The 23,241-nt window shown below is 58.7% G+C and carries 18 protein-coding genes and 1 tRNA gene; 9 read left to right on the forward strand and 10 right to left on the reverse strand.

Annotated features, from left to right (window positions below):
- Positions 1-73 precede the first annotated feature (73 nt).
- Together fdhD and ACI3K0_RS18385 are read left to right on the forward strand one after the other, a co-directional pair.
- On the forward strand, positions 74-901 hold the full coding sequence (gene fdhD, locus ACI3K0_RS18380; protein WP_404945891.1) for a formate dehydrogenase accessory sulfurtransferase FdhD: 828 nt from the start codon (positions 74-76) through the stop codon (positions 899-901).
- 176 nt (positions 902-1,077) lie between these two features.
- On the forward strand, positions 1,078-2,127 hold the full coding sequence (locus ACI3K0_RS18385; RefSeq protein WP_404945892.1) for an aldo/keto reductase: 1,050 nt from the start codon (positions 1,078-1,080) through the stop codon (positions 2,125-2,127).
- Positions 2,128-2,171: 44 nt separating this feature from the next.
- On the opposite strand, the gene ACI3K0_RS18390 is transcribed toward ACI3K0_RS18385, so the two are convergent.
- The 5 genes from ACI3K0_RS18390 to ACI3K0_RS18410 form a co-directional block, all read right to left on the reverse strand.
- Positions 2,172-3,935 (reverse strand): methyl-accepting chemotaxis protein, encoded by a 1,764-nt coding sequence (locus ACI3K0_RS18390; protein ID WP_404945893.1) that lies wholly within the window; start codon positions 3,933-3,935, stop codon positions 2,172-2,174.
- Between the two features lie 204 nt (positions 3,936-4,139).
- A complete protein-coding gene (locus ACI3K0_RS18395) occupies positions 4,140-4,619 on the reverse strand; it encodes a chemotaxis protein CheW (RefSeq protein WP_148148187.1) in 480 nt (159 codons plus the stop codon).
- Between the two features lie 192 nt (positions 4,620-4,811).
- Entirely contained in the window at positions 4,812-9,308 is a 4,497-nt protein-coding gene (locus ACI3K0_RS18400; protein ID WP_404945894.1) for a translocation/assembly module TamB domain-containing protein, read from the reverse strand.
- Positions 9,309-9,326: 18 nt separating this feature from the next.
- Positions 9,327-11,255: an autotransporter assembly complex family protein gene (locus tag ACI3K0_RS18405; RefSeq protein ID WP_404945895.1), complete on the reverse strand. Its 1,929-nt coding sequence runs from the start codon at positions 11,253-11,255 to the stop codon at positions 9,327-9,329.
- 187 nt (positions 11,256-11,442) lie between these two features.
- The gene (locus ACI3K0_RS18410; RefSeq protein WP_148148190.1) at positions 11,443-11,706 is read right to left on the reverse strand and encodes a glycine zipper domain-containing protein; all 264 of its coding nucleotides are present in this window, start codon (positions 11,704-11,706) and stop codon (positions 11,443-11,445) included.
- Between the two features lie 390 nt (positions 11,707-12,096).
- Here ACI3K0_RS18410 and hemA point away from each other — a divergent pair, with 390 nt between their 5' ends.
- The gene (gene hemA, locus ACI3K0_RS18415; RefSeq protein ID WP_404945896.1) at positions 12,097-13,311 is read left to right on the forward strand and encodes a 5-aminolevulinate synthase; all 1,215 of its coding nucleotides are present in this window, start codon (positions 12,097-12,099) and stop codon (positions 13,309-13,311) included.
- Between the two features lie 33 nt (positions 13,312-13,344).
- Here hemA and dxr read toward each other — a convergent pair whose 3' ends face one another.
- The gene (gene dxr, locus ACI3K0_RS18420) at positions 13,345-14,532 is read right to left on the reverse strand and encodes a 1-deoxy-D-xylulose-5-phosphate reductoisomerase (RefSeq protein ID WP_404945897.1); all 1,188 of its coding nucleotides are present in this window, start codon (positions 14,530-14,532) and stop codon (positions 13,345-13,347) included.
- Positions 14,533-14,659: 127 nt separating this feature from the next.
- On the opposite strand from dxr, the gene ACI3K0_RS18425 reads away from it, so the two are divergent.
- The 3 genes from ACI3K0_RS18425 (at position 14,660) to ACI3K0_RS18435 (ending at position 17,124) form a co-directional block, all read left to right on the forward strand.
- Positions 14,660-15,889: an FAD-dependent oxidoreductase gene (locus tag ACI3K0_RS18425; protein ID WP_404945898.1), complete on the forward strand. Its 1,230-nt coding sequence runs from the start codon at positions 14,660-14,662 to the stop codon at positions 15,887-15,889.
- A 90-nt stretch (positions 15,890-15,979) separates the two neighbouring features.
- Positions 15,980-16,528 (forward strand): DUF2937 family protein, encoded by a 549-nt coding sequence (locus tag ACI3K0_RS18430; protein WP_404945968.1) that lies wholly within the window; start codon positions 15,980-15,982, stop codon positions 16,526-16,528.
- Between the two features lie 131 nt (positions 16,529-16,659).
- Positions 16,660-17,124: a hypothetical protein gene (locus ACI3K0_RS18435; RefSeq protein ID WP_404945899.1), complete on the forward strand. Its 465-nt coding sequence runs from the start codon at positions 16,660-16,662 to the stop codon at positions 17,122-17,124.
- On the opposite strand, the gene ACI3K0_RS18440 is transcribed toward ACI3K0_RS18435, so the two are convergent.
- Positions 17,097-17,825, reverse strand: a complete 729-nt coding sequence (locus ACI3K0_RS18440; RefSeq protein ID WP_148148196.1) for a response regulator — start codon at positions 17,823-17,825, stop codon at positions 17,097-17,099. The two genes, ACI3K0_RS18435 and ACI3K0_RS18440, sit on opposite strands and share 28 nt — an antisense overlap.
- Positions 17,826-17,942: 117 nt before the next feature.
- Between ACI3K0_RS18440 and ACI3K0_RS18445 the strand changes: the two genes are divergently transcribed.
- From ACI3K0_RS18445 to ACI3K0_RS18455, 3 genes are all read left to right on the forward strand, one after another.
- Positions 17,943-18,683, forward strand: a complete 741-nt coding sequence (locus ACI3K0_RS18445) for a helix-turn-helix domain-containing protein (RefSeq protein WP_148148197.1) — start codon at positions 17,943-17,945, stop codon at positions 18,681-18,683.
- Positions 18,684-18,707: 24 nt separating this feature from the next.
- Positions 18,708-20,630, forward strand: a complete 1,923-nt coding sequence (locus ACI3K0_RS18450; RefSeq protein WP_183828314.1) for a PAS domain-containing sensor histidine kinase — start codon at positions 18,708-18,710, stop codon at positions 20,628-20,630.
- A gap of 226 nt (positions 20,631-20,856) precedes the next feature.
- Positions 20,857-21,015: a hypothetical protein gene (locus tag ACI3K0_RS18455; RefSeq protein WP_183686332.1), complete on the forward strand. Its 159-nt coding sequence runs from the start codon at positions 20,857-20,859 to the stop codon at positions 21,013-21,015.
- Positions 21,016-21,113: 98 nt separating this feature from the next.
- Here the strand turns inward: ACI3K0_RS18455 and ACI3K0_RS18460 are convergent, their stop codons facing one another.
- The 3 genes from ACI3K0_RS18460 to ACI3K0_RS18470 form a co-directional block, all read right to left on the reverse strand.
- Positions 21,114-21,596, reverse strand: coding sequence for a hypothetical protein (locus ACI3K0_RS18460; protein ID WP_404945900.1), 483 nt, complete (start codon positions 21,594-21,596; stop codon positions 21,114-21,116).
- 284 nt (positions 21,597-21,880) lie between these two features.
- Positions 21,881-21,957: transfer RNA gene (locus ACI3K0_RS18465), tRNA-Arg, on the reverse strand.
- Between the two features lie 55 nt (positions 21,958-22,012).
- Complete coding sequence (locus ACI3K0_RS18470; protein ID WP_404945901.1) at positions 22,013-23,176, reverse strand: M20 aminoacylase family protein; 1,164 nt, start codon at positions 23,174-23,176, stop codon at positions 22,013-22,015.
- Between the last annotated feature and the right edge of the window lie 65 nt (positions 23,177-23,241).

The raw sequence follows: 23,241 nt of genomic DNA on the forward strand, positions 1-23,241 counted from the left end.
CGATCGATCACGGAAGCACTACGTGATAGTGGTGGCACCGAACGTAAATAGATAAGGCAATCGAGGAGAGGTCATGACCGGCTTCAGGACGACGATCGTGGCGCAGGAGATCATTCGCCGGAATGGAGTGGTCCGTGCAGGCTCGCGTGTGGTGCCTGCGGAAGTGCCGATCGCCTTTTCCTACGGTGGCTCCACCCATGCCGTCATGATGGGCACACCGGCGCATCTAGAAGACTTCGCCATCGGTTTCAGCCTGACGGAAGGTATCATCGCTTCAATGGCTGAGATCGAGGAGGTCGCGGTTCTGGACGAGGGCCAGGGCCTCGACGTGCAGGTGCGGCTTGCGGAAAACAAGGAGGATGCCTTGCGCGCCCGGCGGCGGCATATGGCCGGGCCCGTGGGCTGCGGGCTCTGCGGCATTGAGTCGATCGAGCAGGCCATGCGGGTCGTTCCGGATGTCAGTGATGTTGCGGTGCTACTGACGCCTGAAGACATTACGGCTGCGATGGCAGCTTTGAACGGCGCGCAGCCTTTGCATGCGGAGACACATGCGGTTCATGGTGCAGGTTTTTTCATTCCTGGCGAGGGATTGATTGCGGTGCGCGAGGATGTCGGCCGGCATAATGCGCTCGACAAGCTTGCCGGAGCGGTGATCCGCGCTGGGCGAGAGGGTGGGCAGGGCATCGTCGTCGTCACCAGCCGTATCTCCGTGGAGATGGTGCAGAAGACGGCGATCCTTGGAAGCTCGACGCTCGTGGCGATCTCGGCACCGACAGCGCTTGCCATTCGTACCGCGGAAGAAGCCGGCATGACGCTCGTGGCGCTGACGCGCGGTGAGGATTTCGAGATATTTGCCGGTGCGGAGCGCATCGGCACGGGATCTGTCGCCGACGTGGCGTGATGCCTCTGGCCTGATGTCAGCGGCCGGGCAACTTTTATAAACGGAGATGCCTCCGTTTATCTTGCCAAACCGATCAATGTCGGTTATTCATGCGCCGTGCCTTTCGCGGATTGCGCAGTCCTGCGGCCGGGGCATCTTCTCATTTCACATAGCATATCTCCCAGATGGAGCCGTTCATGCGATACAATCAATTGGGCAATACAGGGCTGTTCGTATCCGAACTGTGCCTCGGCACGATGACCTTCGGCGAGGCTGACAACGCCGCCTTGTGGGGTAAGATCGCCGGCGTCGATCAGGATGCTGCCGACCAGATCCTCGACCGTTCGATCAAGGCCGGGGTCAATTTCGTTGATACGGCGGATGTCTATTCCTTCGGTACTTCGGAACGGATTCTCGGCCAGGCCATCCGCAATGTCGGCGTCGCCCGCAAGGACATCGTGATTGCCACCAAGTTCTTGGGTCAGATGAGCGACAAGCCCAACGACCGCGGCGCCTCGCGCGGGCATATCATGGATTCGGTCGAGAAAAGCCTTGAGCGTCTGCAGGTCGATCATATCGATCTCTACCAGATCCACGGTACGGATACTGTCCCGCCGATCGACGAGACGTTGAGAGCGCTCGACGATCTCGTTTCACGCGGGCTCGTTCGCTATATCGGGCTTTCCAACTGGGCAGCGTGGCGGATTGCCAAGGCGCTCGGCATTTCGGAACGGCGAGGTTTTGCCCGCTTCGAAACGGTGCAGGCCTATTACTCGATTGCCGGCCGTGATCTGGAGCGTGAGATCGTGCCGTTGATGCAGGAGGAAAAGCTCGGCCTCATGGTATGGTCGCCGCTCGCCGGAGGTCTGCTTTCGGGTAAATACGGCCCCGGCGCGCCCGGAAATGGCGAGGGACGGCGTCAGGAATTCGATTTCCCGCCGGTCGACAATTACCGCGCCTGGGCCTGCGTTGCCGCCATGCGGGAGATTGCGGCCAGGCATGAAACGAGCGTGGCTGCGGTGGCGCTTGCCTATATCCTTGCCAAGCCTTTCGTCACCAGCGTCATCATTGGGGCCAAGCGGATTGAGCAACTGGATGAAAACCTGAAGGCTGTTTCTGTGAAACTCGATGCTGAGGACCTGAAAAAGCTCGACGAAGTGAGTGCGCTGATGCCGGAATATCCGGGCTGGATGCTGGAGCGGCAGGGGGTGGGTCGCCGCCCGGCTCCTTTCGAGCCGAAGGGCTGAGATCGTGAGGGAGGCCGGATCGGCCTCCCTTTTTCCGTTTCTGCTCAGAAATCTTCCCAGCCGGCTGCCTTCTTGAGATTGGCATGCGCCATTCGCAACGGAGCCGTGCCGACATGTGCGGTTTGAGGAGCGCTATGGGCGGCTGGTCGGGATGCGAGCCGCGTGCCTTCACCGATATCGAACTGCATCAGAAGTTCGCGCAGGCTCTTAGCCTCGCTTGCCAGTGAGTGGCTGGCCGCGGTTGTCTCTTCCACCATGGCGGCGTTCTGTTGGGTCGCCTGATCCATGTGGTTCACCGCCTGGCTGATCTCGCGGAGGCTCGATGCCTGCTCGCGCGAGGCTTCGACGATGGCGGAGACGTTGTCGTGGATGCTGGCGACCTGTTCGAGAATATCCCGCAGCGAACCGCCGGTGCGGCCGACAAGTTCGACACCGCCGGACACCTGATGGCTGGAGGTGTTGATCAGCGTCTTGATTTCCTTGGCGGCCTTGGCGGAGCGTTGCGCCAGCTCACGGACTTCCTGGGCGACGACCGCAAATCCCTTGCCGGCCTCGCCTGCGCGGGCGGCCTCGACGCCGGCATTGAGCGCCAGGAGATTGGTCTGGAAGGCGATGTCGTCGATGACACCGATAATGTTGGTGATCTCGTTGGATGACTTGGCAATCTCGTCCATGGCGGCGATTGCCTGCTGGACGACAAGGCCGGACTGTTCGGCATTCTGGCGTGTGTTGGTGACAAGCCGTCCGGCTTCTTCGGCGCGATGACTGGAATCGCCGACCGTGCGGGTGATTTCTTCCAACGCCGCTGCAGCTTCCTCCAGCGATGCGGCCTGCTGTTCGGTACGTTTTGCCAGTTCTTGAGACGCGTCGCGGATTTCACTCGATGCAGAGGCGATGCCGGAAGCGTTCTGCGAGACGACCTTCATCGCGTCGCGCAGCTTGGCGGCGACCGAGTTGAAATCCTGGCGGGTCGATTCCATGCTGGGTACGAAGCGGGTTTCGATCGATTGATCGAGCTTGCCGTCGGCCAGATCGCGAAGACCCGTGCCGAGCATGCCGATCGCGCTCATGCGCGGGGTCACGTCGGTGGCGAATTTCACCACCTTGCAGACCTTGCCGTTCAGATCGGTGATAGGGTTATAGGCCGCCTGGATCCAGATCTCCTTACCACCCTTGCCGTAACGGACGAATTCATCGGCAATGAATTCTCCATTGGCGAGGCGCGGCCAGAATTCCGCGTAGTCCTGTGATGCGGCGTAGCCGGGTTCGCAGAACATCCGGTGATGCTTGCCCTTGATCTCCGACAGGTCGTAACCGAGGCCGGCGCAGAAGTTTTCGTTTGCCTCCAGGATCGTACCATCTGGGAGAAATTCGATGACAGCCTGCGAGCGGCTGATGGCGGAAAGCTTTGCGGCGTCTTCGGTTGCCTTGATTTTCGCTGCGGTTATATCGGTTGCGAGCTTGATGACCTTGTAGGGCTTGCCGCGGCGCGAAACGGGGTTGTAGGAGGCCTGGATCCAGATCTCGCGGCCGGACTTGGTGATCCGCTTATATTCTTTGGCGTCGAAATTTCCGGCTGCAAGATTGGCCCAGAAAGCCTTGTATTCGGCCGACGTCACATAGTCCGCTTCGCAGAAGATGCGGTGGTGTTTTCCCTTGATCTCTGCAAGCGAATAACCCAGCGCTTCGCAGAAATTGGGATTGGCGTTTAGGATGTTTCCGCCAAGATCGAATTCGATGACTGCTTGCGATCGCGATATCGCGGCGAGAGTGTCCAGCGCACCTGCCGTCTTGCCCAGTCCCAGCATTGAGTGTCCCTCAGACGTAACCTTGTGGCGGCTACTGCCATATAGTCAATGGAGGTTGCGCTTTCAGACAACGCGCTGAACTTCCACTTATATTAGGACATCAAAAAATTAATGCGACCTTTATTAAAACTACAATTATTAGCCAGGAAAAATAAGAGCCGCATTTTCGCGGCTCTTTGACTTGGTTTGCTGTGAAAGCTTGCCTCAGGCGGCAATATCTTCCATTTCGGTGCCCTTGAACATCTTGGCGAGGTTCAGGAAGCAGATCATGCCGTGTTCGTTGGCGATGATCCCTTCGGAGAAGGACTTGTCGAAGGATGCGGAGACTTCCGGAACCGGCTGAACTTGGCTCGACGGAATGGTGAGGATATCGGAGACGCGATCGACCAGCATACCGATGACCATGTTATGGACTTCGGCAACGACGATGGCGCTACGCTCGTTTGCAACAGTGCTCTTCATGCCAAGCTTGTAGGCGAGGTCGATGATCGGAATGACCGAGCCGCGCAGGTTCATGACGCCGATGACATCCTTCGGTGCATGCGGGAGCGGCGTGGACGGTGCCCAGCCGCGGATTTCGCGGATCGTCGTCGTCTTGACGCAGAATTCCTGATCGTGAAGACGGAAGGCGATGATCTCAAGCATTTCGCCGTTATACATGGTGGAATTGATCGTGGTCGCCATCAGAAATGCCCCAGCTGTCCGTTGCCCGCATGGTGGTCACCGCGCCTGACGAATTCAGGTGCAAATCCCATCACGTCGCAATCCGGCGCCGAAGCACGGCGAATCTCAGATTGCGCGATGCCGACTTTAATCGAGGATTATTTCTCAAACATAAATCATAGAACGCAAAATCGCGGTCTAGAGGCTAAGGCCTTAATATTCTTTCTCGTAGAAGATACCGGCCTTGCCGCCCTCGGTGCCTGCTCCTGCCTTGAGCTTCACGCCGCGGCCGACATCGAGATTGATCGTCGCCTGCGCCCCACCTTCGCCGCCCTGCTCTACCTGGAGATAGGTGCGGTTATTGATGTAACGGCCAACCGAAACGGTTGTCTGGCCGGCCGAGTCCGTATTGACGTCCAGATCGTCGACGCCAAGATTGCTGCGCAACGTCTGCAGGAGCGAGGTCGATCCGCCGCCGGCAAGCTGGCTCACGGCATCGGCCAGCTGGGCGATCTGCAGGGGCGAAAGGCGTGACATGGACTGGCCGAAGATCAGCTGCGCCAAAACTTCATCCTGCGGTAGGGCAGGGGAGGAAGAAAAGGCGATGGTCGGGTCGTCGGCCATTCCGGTTACACCGACTGTGATCGTCGTGGAGCCTGATGTTGTGTCAGCCGACATGTTGAGGACCGGGATCAGGCCGCCGCCGAAAGTAATATCGCCCTCGGTGAAATCGAGACGTTTGGTCAGGATGATGATACGGCCGCGGCGCATTTCGAAGCCGCCCGATACCTGCGGCTCGATCGCCGTGCCTGCGACGGTCAGTTCCCCGCCAAGCTCCGCATCGATGCCGCGGCCACGGACGAAGATGCCGTTTGGTGCGCGTACCTTGAGTTCGAGCCTGATGGGGTTGGAGCTGCCCGATGCCTGTTTCGGCCTGATCTCTTCCATCTGTCGCAGAACTGCAGCTGGTGCGTTGCGGTGCCGGATATCGATCGAACGGAGCGAGGTCGGGAGCTTGGCCGGAACGGTGATCGAAGCCTTGGTCAGCGCGATGTCGCCGCCCAGTATGGGGCCGGACATCACCGGACCCTTGAATGTGAGAGTGCCGTCTGCCGTGATCGCAAACAGGGTGCCATCGGCATAACTCGCCTGGGCCAGCCTGATCGTCAGGTCTGCGGGGAAGCCGGATGCGGGTTCGATGCCGACGGTGCCATCAACTGTGACGGTGCCGCCGCCTGATAGCGAACCCGAGATGCCCGAGAGACGTGCGGTCTTGCCGTCCAATGCGATATTGGCGGTAAGCGAATTGATCGCGAGGTTTCGGCGGACATCAATGAAGCGCGAGCCGGATGTGACAAGCGTGCCGGTAATCGCCGGAGACGCTGCATTGCCTCGGACTGCGATATCGACATTGCCGGTGCCTTCCAGAATGAAGCCCTGGGCGGAAAGCTGACCTGCAAGAATGGAGAAGGGAAGGCTGCCGGAGAATTTGAGATCGAGCGGCCGGTCACCGGTAATCACGGCTGTGCCCCCGCCCGAGAGCGCGATGCCTCCTCCGCCGGAAAGGCGAGTGTCGACGGTAACGCGGCCATCCTGAAATGTGCCTTCAGCGGTTATGTCGACTGCTGCAACGCCGGCAGTCGAGGTCTGGCTGACGGCTGCATTGTCCCAGCGGAGATTGTAACGGACTGCAGGTGCCTGAGGTGTGCCGGTGGCTGTGACAGTGCCGGAAATCATGCCCTCGGCGCCGAGACTGGGAACGAAGGAATTGGCGATACTGGCGGGAATAGCCTTGGCGTGAGCATTGATGTTCAGCGCCGGGCCACCGTTCGCGTTGAGAAGTACCTTGCCGTCGGCGGTGATTTCCATGCCGCCGCTGCCGGCAATGCGCGTTTCGTCTAGTGTGACTGCGCCATCTGCAAAGGTGCCGGTCGCAGAGATGCGAAACGGACTGATGCCAGCGTCGCGCATCTGGCGAAGCTGGGCATCACTCCATTCTAAATCATATCGTATTGCGGGAGCAGAGCTTGTGCCCGTTGCATTGATCGTGCCCGAAATGTTGCCTGCCGCGTGGATGGTGGGCAGGAAGGTGTTGAGCAGGCTTGCCGGCAGCGCATTGATCGTTGCGGCCACATCGAGCGTCGAGCCGGCCGTGCCGTTTACAGAAACGCTGCCGGTGCCGGTCGCAAGGGTGAGGTTCGACAGGCGTGCGCCGCCATTCTCGATGACGATGCGTGTCGGATTTTCCAGACGTACCGGGATCTTGCGCGGTGTTGCCTCGAAATTCTGCAAGCCGATGGCAAGACCATTTGCGGTTTCGATCGTCGCCTTGGTGGTCAAAGGCGCGCCGTCGTAATTGGCTGACAGGTCGATCGAGGTCGTCGTGCCGGAGTGATCCAATCCGACATTCAGGCCTTCAAGGAAAATGCTGTCGGTTCCAAGACGCGCGGCACGGATAGAGCCCTGTGCGGCGATCGTCTTGATGTCCGGTATGGTCAGGTCGATTGCCGGCTGCACCAGGCCTGCATTACCGCGTCGAATTGCCGAACCGTTCGCCTTGATGACGGCACCGGTTGTCTGGCCTTCGCGATTGAAGGTGACGGAACCCTTGAGATCACCCTGGGCCTGCTGAGCGGCCAGCGCTGCAAGCAGCGATACGTCGGGGAAATCGAACTGGAGCTGGCCGGACGGCATGAATTCCGGCGAGAAGGTCAAGGCACCGGTCAGCTTGTTCGGGCCGATTTCGGCATTGATCGCCGGTGCCTGGGTTTCGCCGTTCGCCGATGCCAGGTCGCTGCTGATGCGGATCGGTTTGCTATCGATCGAGCCGTTGACGGTAAGGCGGCCCTGCGGCGCATCGGGATTTGCAGTGCCTTCGAGGATGAGGCTCAGGTCTTCCAGCCTGCGGCCGGCAAGCCGGGCTTCGGCTGAATTGATGACGGCTCTGACATTCGCGCCGGTCAGCGGGCCCTTCGCGGAAATGTCGAAGCCTGCGGCGCCTTCTGCGTCACCCAGCCAGCGCTTGATATCCGGCAGGCGACCCGCAAGCCGGCCGGAGACATTGCCGTTTTCCATCAACACGTTGCCATGGGCTTCAAGCGCGTTCGACTTGACGACGAGGTTTTCAAGGCTCATGCGGCCGCCTTGAACGACGTCCACATATCCTTCTGCAGCGATGGCACCTTCGAAGCGTGGCGCGAGTGCCGGCGGCAGGATGCTCGGATTGGCCGAAAGGCGGAAATTGCCGGTCACCGCCTGCTTGGATGTGTCGTAGGCACCGCTGACGGTGCCGTTGAAGCCTGCGCTTTCGAAGGTGGCGGCATCAAGCCCGATGGCGGGTGGCGCAAGGCGCAGCGGTGCATCGAGCGTTACCGGTCCCCGGACCATCCGGCCGATATCGGCGTTGGCGAAGTTCAGTTCGCCGACGGTGAAGCGGCTGCGGATGCTGCCTGCACGAGCAATCAGATCAAGGTCTTCGCTTTCCGCCTGAAGCCTGATCTGGCGGAACCGCCCTTGCGGAATCTCGGCATAGGGGAGGGATGCGGTCGCGTTGAAGCGCGCGGCCGCGGCGGCGCCGGTCAGGGTGAAATTCAGGGTTTCGAGCGAAAAACGACTTGGCTGGCCGTTGATCGGCCATGCCACTTCGACCGGTCCCTTGGTGCCAGCAAGGCTTGCAGTCAGGCTGTTGTCACCCTTGGGGTCCCACGCGCCCTTGGCGGAAATGCGTACGGCACCCGAGGTCAGCTGGCCGCGCTGGAAATCGACGCGGCCCGATTTCGAATAGGTTGCCGCGATATCGATATCGGTCGTGCCGTCGAACAGATCGCGAAGTGCAGGCGGCATCAGAGTGGCAAGCTGGCCGCCGCCTTTGACCTCGACGCGGTGCCCGCCATTATCGACCATCACATGCCGACCATCGACAGAGATAACCGGCTGGCCGTCGACATTCCCGGAAAGCTTGCCGGCCCAGTTGGACAGCGGGCCTTCGCCGTCGAGGGCGAGCTGAACAGCAGGAGCGCCGGGTAGCCGCAGCAGGCGTGCGAGAAGCCCGCCCTGTGGCTCGGATACCGATGCCTTGAGTGTCAGGCGATTTTCGGAGGGAGCATAAACGATGTCGGCAAGCGCTCTGGCATCCGGCTCATCCTTGCGGGTCGCCTGAAGATCTAGCGCGATATTCGGCCCCGTCGCATCGATCGAGCCTTTCAGCGAAAGTGCGAAGTCACGGCCCGATAGCGCTTGAGCGAGATTGATGTCCGGCAGGTCGAGCTGTGCGACCCTGATGCCGACGGGCAATGTCGTGCCCCCCGACGAAGTCGTGGTTGTGGCGGGCTTTGCAGCGGTTGGTTCCGGTGGACGATAGACATCGATCGCGCCTGCGGTGATGCGGTCGGCACGGAACTCGCCGGTGATCAGCGCTGTCGGCGACCAGTCGATCTCGATGCCGTTGATCTGGGCGTAAGGGCCTTTGCTGTCGGACAGCGTCAGTGCGCCGACGCGAAGGTCACCCGTCAGCAGGCCTTCGGGCCGTGTGAATGTGATCGAGCGATCGGGAGTGGACACAAGTGACGATATGCGGCTGGCAGCGATATCGCCGCCCACGGGCGTGAAGGCGACGAAGAGAACAACGCCGAGCGCCATGACGAAAAGAACGCCGATTGCCGCAATTGCGGCTCTCAATGTCCATTTCAGAAGGCGGACGATGAATGTCATAATTGTGTTGCTGCCTCTTTAGAAAGCCTGGCCAATGCCAGCGTAGATACCGAAAGAATTTCCACCGTCATAGCGTCTGAGTGGAACTGCGAAATCCAAGCGAATTGGACCAAAGGGCGTTGCATAACGCAAACCCAATCCTGCACCCGCGCGAATATCAGAGAAATCAGGCACGATTTCGGTTGCTACCGTTCCGACGTCTATAAACGGAACAATGCCGATATTCTCTGACACTTTTACGCGCGTTTCGAAAGACGCCAAAACGTAGGAGCGGCCACCTACCGCATCGTCATCGTCATTATAGGGCGATATCTCGCGATAGCTGTAACCACGCACCGATCCGCCCCCGCCCTGGTAGAAGCGACGGGTTACCGGAATATCCTGCAAGTCGCCGGTTCCGACCAACGTGCCAGCACCCAACCGGGCTGCGAGAACCACCTTGTCTTCGGCGCCAAGCCCATAATAACCTGCGATGGAGCCTTCGAATGACGAGAAGACATTGCCCTTAAGTGCCTCATAACTCGGTTTGGCGGAGACTGTTCCGTAATAGCCCTCGGTCGGATCAAGCTTGTTGTCTCGCGTGTCGCGCTCGAAGGATACCGGCAGGCTGAAGGTCAGGTAGTCATTGCGATCAAACGCGTCGTCGGCCCGGATGTAGGAGATCTCGCCGCCTCCAGTGACCTTGTCGGTGGCATTAAGTTCGTAAGCGATGCCGGCGGAATAGGTGATCGACTGGGCTTCGTAGATGTCTTCGGGATTTTCGCTCTTGGCTTCGAGCTTGGAGACGAAGGTCGCTTCCGGGACGTAGAAACCGGGTTTGGTGAAGGTGATGCCGGCGGAGTAATCGAATGTCGTCACGTCTGTCGTGGCGCCGATGCCGGAAACAGCCCCCTCAAGCCGCAGCGATTCCGCCTGGCCGAACAGGTTGCGATGTCCCCAATATCCCTGAACCCCTGCGCCATCAGTCGACGCGTATTCAAGACCGAAGCCGAAATAGCGAAACTTGCCTTCGGATACCTCGATCGCAAGCGGCAGGGAACCATCGGGAGCCAAGCTGTCTGCTTCATGGATGGTGATGCTGGAGAATACACCAAGCTGGCGTAGACGCTCCGAGGCTTTTTTGAGCTGTTCCGGGGAGTAGCGTTCGCGCCGGTCGAGACGGGAGTAACTCTGGATGAAGTCAGGATTGACGGCCCGAGCGCCCTTGACCGTTACTGTGCCGAACGGCGCCACAGGTCCGCCGACGGCGCCAAGCACCACATCGACTGTCCGCTTTGCATGATCTGCCGTGATCTGTCGCTGGAGAGGATGGGCAAGCGGGCGCCCCTCTTCTTTCAAGTCGACAACGATCTTTTCGCCGGCTTTCAGGATGATCAGCGAGCCGGCCGGTCCGCCCGGTTCCAGATCGTAATCAGCAGGGTTTCTGCCCGCCGCGTCTCCCTCGAAGCGCACTGCGCCGAGTTTGAATTCGGGACCGGGCGTCACATTCACGGTTACCGGAACAGGCTTGGAATGGTCGAATGTCGGATTAGGGGGGAGCTGGTCGATATCGGTTCCGGCGATCGATATGTTGACGATGCCGCCGTATCGGGCTTCTTCGTAAAGAACGGCCACCAGGCGGTCCCGGTCCTCGCGCGCCTTGACGATGATGCCGAGATCACCGGAAATCGGCTTTTCGTCGTCATTCACAAGTGCGGCGGCGGATTCCAGCCGGTCAGCCAGATCGCTGTCCGCGTCGCCCGTTTCGATCGTTGCTTCATAACGAACCGGATCGATGACTTCGACGGTTTCCTCGTCGCTGCCGAACAACGTGACGCCGAATATCTTGAATGCGTATGCCTCCGGCGCAAAGACGGGCGAAAGAGCCAGGCTACCAGCCAGCAAGCAGGCCAGGCTTCTCCGCCGGCTGCTCCAGTCGCTCATCCTCCCAGCTTTTCTCTTTTCCATACGCAGACTTAAGTATCGCAGCTGTCGGTGAAGACCCTCATGGTCGCTTGAAACCTCTGTACCCGGAAAATCCTAAAAGGGGTACCCTTGATCTCGGCTGCATGATGATTTGATGAAATAAAAGGCCCCGAAGCTGGCTTCGGGGCCACATATTTGAAATATCTGACGTTATGTCGGTTCCTGCGCTTTAATAACGACGCGGGCAATCGTCGATGTAGCGGCGACCATAGCGGTCGCGATAGTAGCACTGGCCCGGCTGCTCGGAGACATTGCCGATCAGCGCACCGGCCACGCCGCCAACGGCTGCGCCGACTGCCGCGCCGCGAACGTTGCCGGTGGCAACGCCACCGATAATGGCGCCTGATGCAGCTCCAATGCCAGCTCCCTGCTCGGTCGCCGTGCAACTTGCGAGCGATGCGCCCACCATCAACATAATCAGAGCCTTCTTCATGGCTTCCTCCAGTTCCGTTTCGTCGCAACCATTCCCTGACGGCGCTACGTTTCCGTTGGAACAATAGGTCTCGCTTGTAAAGAGTCCATATGAGCAATGTATTTTATTGTTCGGATTGCCGAAAACGATGCAAGAATGCTGCCCAGGATAGTGGCGAGGCCGGTTCTTCAATCACTGTCTGTCAACGTTGCTTGTGTCCAGTTGGGGCAAATTTATTCGCCAGATGCTTGATGTGGGTCAATCTTCACATTTCGGCTACCGCTAAGATTCGGATTGGAATAAATCTAAAATGGGCCTATTGCCGCAGGCAAGCGCAAGCAGCCTCTTTCGGGTTGACGAAGAAGATGGCAAAAATCAAAAAAGGCCTGACGCAGGTTTTGGAGCGTAAGCATGGATTTCGAGGCATTTTTCAAAAGCGAACTGGACGGACTACATCAGGAAGGCCGTTACCGCGTGTTCGCCGATCTCGAACGACAGCGTGGAAGTTTCCCGCGAGCGACGCACCACACGCCTGATGGCACCAAGGATGTGACCGTCTGGTGTTCCAACGACTACCTCGGTATGGGCCAGCATCCGGCCGTGATCGCGGCCATGCATGAAGCCATCGATCACTGTGGCGCGGGTGCGGGAGGCACCCGGAATATTTCTGGCACCACCCACTACCACGTTCTTCTCGAGCGCGAGCTCGCAGACCTGCATGGCAAGGAAGCCGGCCTGATCTTCAATTCCGGCTACATGTCGAACTGGGCGACGCTCGGCGTCCTTGGCCAGAAAATCCCCGGTCTCATCATTTTCTCCGACGCGCTGAACCACGCTTCGATGATCGAAGGCATCCGCCACGGCAAGTGTGAGCGGGTGATCTGGAAGCATAACGATCTCGTCGACCTTGAAGCCAAGCTTGCGGCGGCCGATCCGAAGGCGCCGAAGATGATCGCGTTCGAAAGCGTCTATTCGATGGACGGCGATATCGCGCCGATCAAGGAGATCTGCGATCTCGCCGACAAATACGGCTCGATGACCTATCTGGATGAAGTTCATGCGGTGGGCATGTACGGCCCGCGCGGCGGCGGTATTGCCGAGCGCGAAGGCCTGATGGATCGTGTGACGATCATCGAGGGCACACTTGCCAAGGCGTTCGGCGTGATGGGCGGTTATATCACAGCGTCGGCGGCACTTTGCGATTTTGTCCGTTCGTTCGCTTCCGGCTTCATCTTCACGACATCCTTGCCGCCGGCTCTTGCTGCCGGCGCGATCGCCTCGATCAAGCATCTGAAGGTCAGCCAGATGGAGCGCGCGCGCCATCAGGAGCGTGTCCGCAAGCTGCGCAGCATGCTCGATGCCAAGGGCATTCCGCATATGCCGAACCCCAGCCATATCGTGCCGGTCATGGTCGGCGATGCCGCCAAGTGCAAGTGGATTTCGGACCTGTTGATGGATAACTGCAATATCTATGTGCAGCCGATCAACTATCCAACCGTGCCGCGCAAGACCGAGCGTTTGCGCATCACGCCGACGCCGCTACATTCGGATGCCGATCTCGAGCATCTGGTCGGCTCGCTGCATCAACTCTGGTCACGCTGCGCGCTGGCGCGGCATGTGGCTTGATCCAAAAATCCAGAGTTAAAGAAAAATGGCCGCTTATGCGGCCATTTCCTTTTGGGCAATTGCTTCAGCAGCACGACGTCGGGCTTCCGCGTCGGCAGCAAAGACATCGTCCATGGTGATGGCAGAACCGTAGCCGACCATGTCTTCCATCACGTCCTCGGCGATATCCGCCATCTGCAGGAAGCCGATACGCTTTTCCAGGAAGGCGTTGAAGGCGGTTTCTTCCGCCGCATTCATCACCGCACCCTGCACGCCGCCGCGATCCATGGCGGTGCGCGCAAGCCGCAATGCCGGAAAACGCGCCTCGTCCGGTGCTTCGAAGTCCAGCCGCGCCAGCTTGGCAAAATCCAGTCGTTCGACATCGAGCTTCGGGCGATCCGGATAGGTGAGGGCATAACCGATAGCGGTGCGCATGTCGGGGCAACCGAGTTGGGCAAGCACTGAGCCATCGGTGTAACCGACCATGGAATGAATGATCGACTGCGGATGAACGATCACCTCGATCTGGTCAGGGCGGACATTGAAGAGGTGTTTGGCCTCGATCATTTCCAGCGCCTTGTTGAACATCGAGGCGCTGCCGATCGAGATCTTCAGGCCCATCGACCAGTTGGGGTGGGCGCGGGCAATATCGGCGGTCACATTTGCCATTTGTTCGCGGCTCCAGGTACGGAAAGGCCCGCCGGATGCGGTGAGCACGATCCGCTCGACTGCGTGGCGCTGGTCATCCTCCAGCGACTGGAAGATCGCGCTGTGCTCGCTGTCGACCGGAATGAGCTTGCCGCCGCCATCCGCGACTGCCTTGACGAAGAGTTCGCCGGCTGAAACCAGACATTCCTTGTTGGCAAGCGCGATATCTGCGCCGCGTTCGGCGGCAGCGACCGTCGGCGCCAGGCCGGCGGTGCCGACGATCGCAGCCATGACCCAATCGGACGGGCGCTGGCCTGCCTCCACGAGTGCTGCGCGGCCGGCAGCAACCTCGATGCCGGTGCCGGAAAGCGCATCCTTCAGCGTCGCATATTGTTTGTCGTCGGCCGTGATGGCGAGGCGGGCGCCGAACGTCACGGCCTGTTCTGCGAGCAGTGTGACATTGCTGTTGCCCGTGATTGCGACGATGTCGAACGCATCCCGTCCACCCAGCTGCGCTACCACGTCGAGCGTGTTGACGCCGATCGAGCCAGTCGACCCGAGAATGCTGATGCGGCGTCTATCCATGTCTGCCATGCCGTTTCCATATTCACTGTTGCCGTTGGTCTACAAGTGAACGATGGCGGCCACAAGACCGCTTGCGATGCGGCAGATGTGATCTGATACGACTTGATCCGGCGGCTGATCGGAGCGAAATGGAACGATGAGCGAAATCGTGAAGATCAAGACGACCTGCGTCATTGCCGGTGCCGGCCCTGCCGGGCTGATGCTCGGATTTCTGCTGGCGCGGGCCGGCGTCGATGTCACCATTGTCGAAAAACATGCGGATTTTCTGCGGGATTTTCGTGGTGACACCATCCATCCCTCGACGCTTGAAGTGATCGACCAGCTCGGCCTGATCGACCAGTTCCTCGCCCTGCCGCATACGCGGGCAGAAAAGCTCTCGGCCGAGATGGGTGGGAAGACGATCACGATCGCGGATTTTTCCCGCCTGCCGGTGAAAAACCGTTTCATCGCCTTCATGCCGCAATGGGATTTTCTAAATTTCCTGGCGGCATCCGCGCAAGGGCTTCCCAATTTCCGGTTGATCATGAATGCCGAGATTACCCGCGTCGTCGAAGATGGTAGCAGGGTCTCGGGGGTTGTCGCCCGAACGGCAGAAGGCGACATTCAAATTGAGAGTGATCTTGTCGTCGGTGCGGATGGCCGTAATTCCGTCGTTCGCGCCAAAGCTGGGCTGCGTGTCGAAAATTTCGGCGTGCCGAGTGAAGTCGTCTGGATGAAGCTTTCGAAACAGGATGGCGATCCCAACGAGGTCATGGGCCATGCAGGCCCAAGGCAGGGATTCGTCCTGATCGATCGCGGTGACTACTGGCAATGCGGTTATGTCGTCCGTCGGACGACATTCGCTCAAATCTGCGATCATGGCATCGAAGCTTTCCGAAAGATGGTGGCGGATGTCTCGCCACTTCCGGCATCGCGCATGGATGAAATACGGTCATTTTCCGATACGAGCCTTCTGACGGTGCGGATCGATCGCCTCAGGCAGTGGTGGCGGTCGGGATTGATCTGCATTGGAGATGCGGCGCATGCCATGTCGCCGATCGGCGGGGTGGGCGTGAACCTCGCCATCCAGGATGCCGTTGCGGCAGCAAATATCCTCTCGCGCCCGCTTCGCGAAGGCAGGCTTGCCGATGCTGATCTCGCGGCCGTCGAAAAACGCCGCAGCTTTCCCACCCGAGCGACGCAGAAGTTGCAGTTAATGATGCGCAGCAGCCGGCGGGCGGATCAGGAGAATGAGCACAAGCGCAAAGGCCCACCCGGCTTCATTCGCGGGATCGCCCGATGGCCGGTGCTTGCGCATCTTTCCGGTCGGTTGATCGGCCTCGGCTTCAGGATGGAGCGGGTCAGGGAGCCGCGTCCCACACGATAAGGCTTATCCGCGCGGGTATCGGGCTTATTTCGAATTGCAACCTTTGCGATCCGGATTCGTTGACGACTATGACGAAGCCGAGGGTTGGCCGTGTTTCTTGTTCGCCGGGTGCTGGTAGTTCTGATTGTTGGAGGCTGCGCCCTGCTGTTTTCTCAGGCGCCGGAATTCGCGCAGCAATATCGGTACCGTCTCGCCAGTGCGATAGACGAGCTTACAACCGCCATCCAGATTTTCGACGAACAGGCGAATCATGCCGGCCTCGACCGGCAAACGGCACTGAATATTTACGCCTCCTCGAACGAGAGCTCTCTGCATCAGCAGGTTGATGCAATGCGGCGAAGTGTAGCGCGATATCAGTTGCTTTCGGACCAACTTGAAGATCTTGCGGCTGCCTCTTCTGTCCTGAGGCCTCTGGTGATCGCAAGGCAACCGGATGATAGAATTTTCAGCGATGCCTGGCGGGGCTTCATGCCGTCTTTCCCAGTCAGTTTAGCCGGAGTGATATGGTGCGGAGCTGGTGTCTTGATCGGCACGTTCTGTGTGGCGAGCGTCAGTGCGCTGTTTGGCACGGCGGCACGGTTTCGTCGTGAGGCCCGGTCGAAAGCCTTTTCCCGCATCAGGGGTAAAGCGCTGCAATAATCCGCGCTTCTGTGCCTTCATCATTCCAGCCTGCGGTTGATTAGCATCAAGGTGACATCCTTTGGGTGCGTCAAAATAGCTCGGCTGTCATCTGATCAACAATGAACGTGCAGACGGTGCGGACGAAGCGAATGGGCTACAAGATCGGCACACTCAGCCCCAGAGACGTCTTGCGTGCCTATGCACTGATTGAGCGAGCCATGCCGGGAGTCGATCTGGAGCAGTGGACAGCGCTCACGGCCACGACATCGTTGTGCCGCTGCTGGTTCATCGTCAAGGACAGCATGGGTTATATCCGGGGCATAGCCTATGTTGCCGTCAGAGGTGAGGGGGATCTGCGACGCCAGGTCGAAGTCCCGCTCTTTGTATCGGTGAGCCTTGTCGACAACAGACAGGTGCTGGGCCTACTTTTTTCAGCTATCAGAAATTTTGCGATCAAGGAAAAATGCCGAACGATCCACATATGGACTGCCCTGCCTCCGGATTGGTCCGTGCTGACCGGCTTTCTGGAGCGCGGACCATGGGACCATGGGCTGATTTGCGGGGTCGATGACGACGTCCCGCTGGATTATCCTATCTTGCCGGTGAAAATGTAGCCCACGCCGCGGATCGCTTTGATGAACTGGGGATGTTTGACATCCGCCTCGATCTTTCGTCGAAGCCTGACAATCTGGGCGTCGATCGTGCGGTCGAACGCCTCAAGCTGTCGGCCGCGTGTCATGTCCATGAGGAAGTCACGCGTCAGCACACGTCCTGCGTGGTTGAGGAACGCTGCGAGCATGTCGAATTCGCCGGTCGTCAGTTCAATTTCGGCCCCAGCAGGATCGAGCAGCTGCCGCCGAGAGATGTTAAGGGCCCAGCCTTCGAAGCGGATGACCTGATCCTCTTCCTGCACAACCCGCGGTGTGGCTGGCTGCCGCCGCCTCAATATGGATTTTAGGCGGGCATGGACTTCTCTCAAATGAAAAGGTTTTGCGATATAATCATCTGCGCCGATCTCGATGCCGATGATGCGATCGACAACGTCGTCGCGGCCCGTCAGCATCATGATCGGCACGTCGGATTTCGCACGGATATCGCGCGCAAGGTCGAGGCCGTCGCGTCCACCCGGAAGCGAGAGATCGAGCAGCACGGCGTCGATACTATTTTGACGCATCGCAACGTTCATCTCGACGCCATCGGGTACGGTCGTAACCCGATAGCCTTCACCCTCGAAATATCGGGAAAGCATCTGGCGGATACGAGGATCGTCATCGACGACGAGGATGTGTGCCGCATGGGCTGGGTCAATAGACATTAAAACTAGCCGGGCTGTTACAAACTGTTACCAATTCGAACCGTCTTTTACGGCTGTAGCATTCGCGTGTTACTGCCGACAGGTCAACTACCCCTATCAAACGACGGGGTTAATACCATGCTTCTCACCAGCTATAATCGCGAACGCACAGCAGCAACTCTTCTTCATGAAGCAGAGCCGGAAACGCTCAATGGTCTGTTCTCGCGGCAGCCGGTCGAGTTTATTCATCCCGGCCAGTCGATCTTCTTCGAGGGCGACGAAGCAAAGCACGTCTTCGAGGTCGTCGAAGGCGCATTGCGCATCTTCCGGATCATTTCGGACGGTCGCCGGGTCATCACCGGTTTTGTTTTCGACGGTGATCTTCTCGGCGTGTCGCTGAAGCGCAATTACCTCTACAGCGCCGAAGCGATTGTCGGGACAAAGGTTCGCCGGCTGACCAGAAAGAATTTCGAGGCAGCCGTACAAGATTCGGAAGAACTGCGCCCGCAGGTGTTCGAACGGGTTTGTGATGAAATGGCCGCTGCCCAGGACCAGATGGTATTGCTTTCGTGCAAGAGCGCTGAGGAACGCCTCTGCACATTCCTGTTGAAGCACCTTCGCAGGGCGGCGGCCAAGAGCGACGTCCAGTCGATGGTGCAGCTGCCGATGACACGCCAGGACATGGCGGACTATCTCGGCCTGACGATCGAGACCGTCTCGCGCACGATCACCAAGCTCAGCACCAAGGGCGTTCTGGGCTGCGTAGGCCGTCATTCGGTCAAGGTCATCAAGCCGATGTTGCTTGCACAATTGGCTGGAGACGACGATGAATACGGCTGGGGAGATGCAGGTGCAGCCGAAGATCGGCGCCACCACTAAGCCGCAGCGCAGCCAGGATATTTGATGCCACACAAGATAAGAAACACTCTCACGACCCAGGCTGAACTGGATGCGGTTCTTCACCTTCTGGACGATGCCAATGTCATCGTCCACGGGAGTGACGGTATCATCACCCGGTGGAGCTCGGGCTGTGAGGCGCTCTATGGCTGGTCGCGTGAGGAGGCGGTTGGCCAGTCCGTTCACCAGTTGCTGCAGACGCGCTTTCCCAAGCCGCTCGATGAAATCAGGCAGCAGCTCGCATCGGAGTATTCCTGGCAGGGAGAGCTGGAGCACCGCACACGCGACGGCCTTGCGGTTTTCGTTGCGACGCGTCTGGTTGCCGTCTCCCTGTCGGTCGACGGAGCGCCCATAATCATCCAGACCAACAACGATGTGACCGCGATGAAAAGGGTACAGACCGATCTGGCAGAAAGGGAAGCGCATCTGCGCTCGATCCTCGACACCGTTCCGGAATCCACGATCGTCATCGACGATAGAGGGACGGTCACATCGTTCAGCGCCGCCGCAGAACGGCTGTTCGGTTACAGCGCTTCGGAAGTCTGTGGCCAGAATGTCAGAATGCTGATGCCCAATCCCGATCGCGATGCTCATGACGGTTACATTTCCAACTATATGGAAACGGGGGAGCGGCGTATCATCGGTTACGGCCGTGTGGTAACCGGGCTTCGCAAGGACGGCACGACCTTCCCGATGGAACTGGCGGTTGGCGAAGCGCGCACTGGCGGCAAGCGCATCTTTACCGGTTTCATCCGCGACCTCACCAGCCGCCAGAAGATCGAGGAGGAGCTTCGCCAATCGCAGAAGATGGAAGCGATAGGCCAGCTGACCGGCGGTCTTGCGCATGACTTCAACAATCTCCTGACAGTCATCAGCGGCAATCTTGAGATGATGGAATACAAGCTCGAAGATCCCAATCTTCGTGTCCTGTTGCAGGAGGCCCAGGCGGCTGCGGATGACGGCGCGAAGCTGACCGGCCAATTGCTGGCCTTCGGGCGACGCCAGCCGCTCAACAACAAGCTGGTGGATGTCGGGCAGCTCGTCTCGAGCTTCTCCGAGCTGATGCGCCGCACGCTCGGCGAGGCGATCGAATTCAGGACGATCATTGCAGGTGCGCCGAACGAGGCGCTTGTCGATGCGTCGCAACTGCAGAACGCCATCCTCAACCTCGTCATCAATGCGCGTGATGCGATGCCGCGTGGCGGCAAGCTGACGGTCGAGATTTCCCGGATCAAGCTCGATGTCGATTATGCGCAGATGTATTCCAACATGCGGACAGGCGAGTTCATTCTGGTTGCCGTTACAGACACCGGCACGGGCATGACGCCGGAGGTGAAGGAAAAAGCCTTCGAGCCGTTCTTCACCACAAAGGGTGTGAGCGCCGGCACGGGGCTTGGCCTCAGCATGGTCTATGGCTTCGTCAAGCAGTCGGGCGGCAATATCCAGCTCTACAGCGAGCCGGGGCAGGGGACGTCGGTGAGGATGTTCCTGCCCGCCGCAAAGAAGAAAGTCGATCGTGAAAATCTTCATGCCGTGGTGCATCAGGCGCAAAGCCCGCTTCCCGGTGGACCGGAGAAAATTCTGGTTGTCGAGGATGATCCGCGAGTGCGCCGTGTCACGGTCTCACGTCTGACGAGCTTCGGCTACGAGGTCATCGAGGCCGAGAACGGCAGTCAGGCGCTTTCCCAGCTCGATCGCCACCAGGATATTGCGCTTCTGTTTACCGACGTGGTGATGCCGGGTGGCATGACGGGTGATGAACTGGCCAACCGCGTCCGCTCGGAAAAGCCGCATATCCCGGTTTTGTTTACCTCTGGTTACGCAGAGCCGGCGATTGCGGGCCGGGAACTTGCCCTGTCGGGAAGCTGGCTGAAGAAGCCCTATACCGCGCGAGAGCTTGCCGTTCGGATTCGCGAGCTACTGGACTGATGATCAGCTGATCGTAAGTTTGCAGGCTCGAGTCCAATTGATCCGGTTTAGCTGCGTCCGCGGTGGCGATTGAGGCCATTTTTCGGCCATTTTGTGCCTGGCCGCCTTTGTTTCAAAAGGAGGCAGGAACAAGCCTTGCTCTTGTGTAAAACCGGCGCAAATTAACGAACCGTTAAGCTGCTGCGCACAAGGTCCCACCCATGACTATGTAGTTTTGGAGTTGGTCATGCGCATCAGTGGCGGCGTTGTGCTTCTTGTTATCCCGATCATCGCGATCCTGCTTTTTGGCGTATCCGTCTCCTGGACGCGTCTTCAATCGGTCGACCGGACCTTTACAAGTTCGATCGGTCCGCAGAGCGACATGCCGCAACCGGCGCGGCCGTGAGGTTGCCGCACAGTTAGGTTTGTGGATCACATTGCCTTTCTGGGGTGCACATTCGATCTCAATCAGATTGAGGCTATTGAGTACATTAAGGTGACTGATCACAAAGATGTGGGTGCCTTGGCGTAACTCGCCAAGTGTATGAGGCTCGCTGTACCGAGAAGAAAACACACTCCTGCAGCAAAAAAACAAAATGCCCGGATTTTGTCGAGCCGAGGGCCATGGTGCTCTTTCAGCAGTTTTTTGTGTAGAATATCCAATTTCTCCCACATGGCCGGAAGCTGACCTTTTAGCTCAACTGCCGCGTCGGGGCTTTCGCTGACGCTTATAATCCAATCGCGGGCGGCTTGCAGTTTTTCGCGTTGCCGCATGTCCCCATTTTGTATTTGGATGACCGACTTAGACATGAACGCGAAGATCAGGCCTAAAAAATATACCCACATCGGGTATGTTGGTAATGGGAAGTCGATGAGAGGTAATACGTCGGGTAGGCCGACAAGAATAGCAGCAAGAGCAGTGCCGTTTGAGGCGAAGAGCATAGCTGTATCGTCCTCAATGTAAAAGAACTTTGGGTTATCGATCAAAGCTGCGTTTTACCTCCTCGTAGATTATGCCAACCGACACTTGAACAATCGGCTAACGATAAAAGCCGGACCAACCATAGATTTCGGTCGGCGAAATGCCATTAGAAGATTCGACCGGTGGTATTTAAAAATTTTGTCGCGGACGTATTTTTGCCGGCCCAGCCTCGTTTAATCTTCATGACGAACAATGAGTCGTTACCGTCAAAAAGCTTCATGGGCTGTCTCTTGCAGTCAATGCACTTCGGAAAAAGCGGAAAACCCATGACGACATGAAAGTGGGGAAGTGGTGATCCCAGATGGATTCGAACCATCGGCCTCAGGATTAGGAATCCTGCGCTCTATCCTACTGAGCTATGGGACCACTTGCGCTCATCCATACAAAAGCCGTCCGGATTAGCCAAGCCTTTTTCCGGCGATCATTCTGATAGCCGCTTCTCCGCAAGTTTTACCCAATAGGAAATGCCGTAGGCGATCGATTCGTCGTCGAAATCGTATTTCGGGTTGTGGAGCGGGGCAGTGTCGCCGTTGCCGATGAAGATGAAGGCGCCGGGGCGTTGCTTCAGCATGAAGGCGAAATCCTCGCCGGCCATGGTGGGATCGACGTTGGCATCGACATTGGCGGCCCCCACCACGCCTGTCGCCACCTCTATCGCGTGGTCGGTTTCCAGATCGTGGTTGAAAGTGACCGGGCACTGCCGGTAATATTCGATATCCGCCGTTGCACCATGGGCGCTCACCAGTCCGTCGACGATCTGCTTTATCCGGTTCTGCGCCAGATCGCGGGTATCCTCGCTCAGGGTACGGACCGTGCCCATGATCGTTGCCGTGTCGGGGATGATGTTATGGGAGGTTCCGGCGTCGAAACGCGTCACCGAAATCACCACCGACTGGACCGGGTCGGCATTGCGGGCGGCAATTGCCTGCAGGCTGCCGACAAGCTGGGAGCCGATGAAGATCGGGTCGATCGTCTTGTGCGGCTGGGCGGCGTGGCCGCCGCGTCCGGTAATGGTGATGGTGAAGCGGTCAGGGGCTGCCATGATGCCGCCCTTGCGGATGGCGAACTGGCCGACAGGAATTCCCGGCATGTTGTGCATGCCATAGACTTCCTCGATGCCGAAACGGTCCATAAGGCCGTCTTCGACCATCGCCAGCGCACCGGCGCCGCCCTCTTCGGCCGGCTGGAAGATGACGGCAACGCTGCCGTTGAAATTACGGGTCTCGGAGAGATATTTTGCGGCACCCAAAAGCATCGACGTGTGGCCGTCATGGCCGCAGGCATGCATCTTGCCAAGGGTTGTCGAGGCGTAGTCCTTGGCCGTCATTTCCGTCAGCGGAAGAGCATCCATGTCGGCGCGCATGCCGATCGTGCGGCTGCCCTCTCCTTTGCCGCGGATGATGCCGACGACGCCGGTGCGGCCGATGCCGGTTGCGACCTCGTCGACGCCGAATTCGCGCAGCTTTTCCGCCACGAAGGCCGCTGTATTGTGAACATCATAGAGAATTTCGGGATGCTGGTGCAGAAATCGTCGCCAGCCGGTCACTTCGCCCTGAAGCTCGGCTGCGCGGTTCAATATGGGCATAGTATCTCTTTCCTGAACGTCCAGAGCATTTCCGGCAAAGATGCTGGTGCCGTCAATGCTCCTCC

Origin of the sequence: Rhizobium sp. ZW T2_16 (assembly GCF_044987325.1) — a bacterium.
Classification (GTDB): Bacteria; Pseudomonadota; Alphaproteobacteria; order Rhizobiales; family Rhizobiaceae; genus Neorhizobium; species Neorhizobium cellulosilyticum.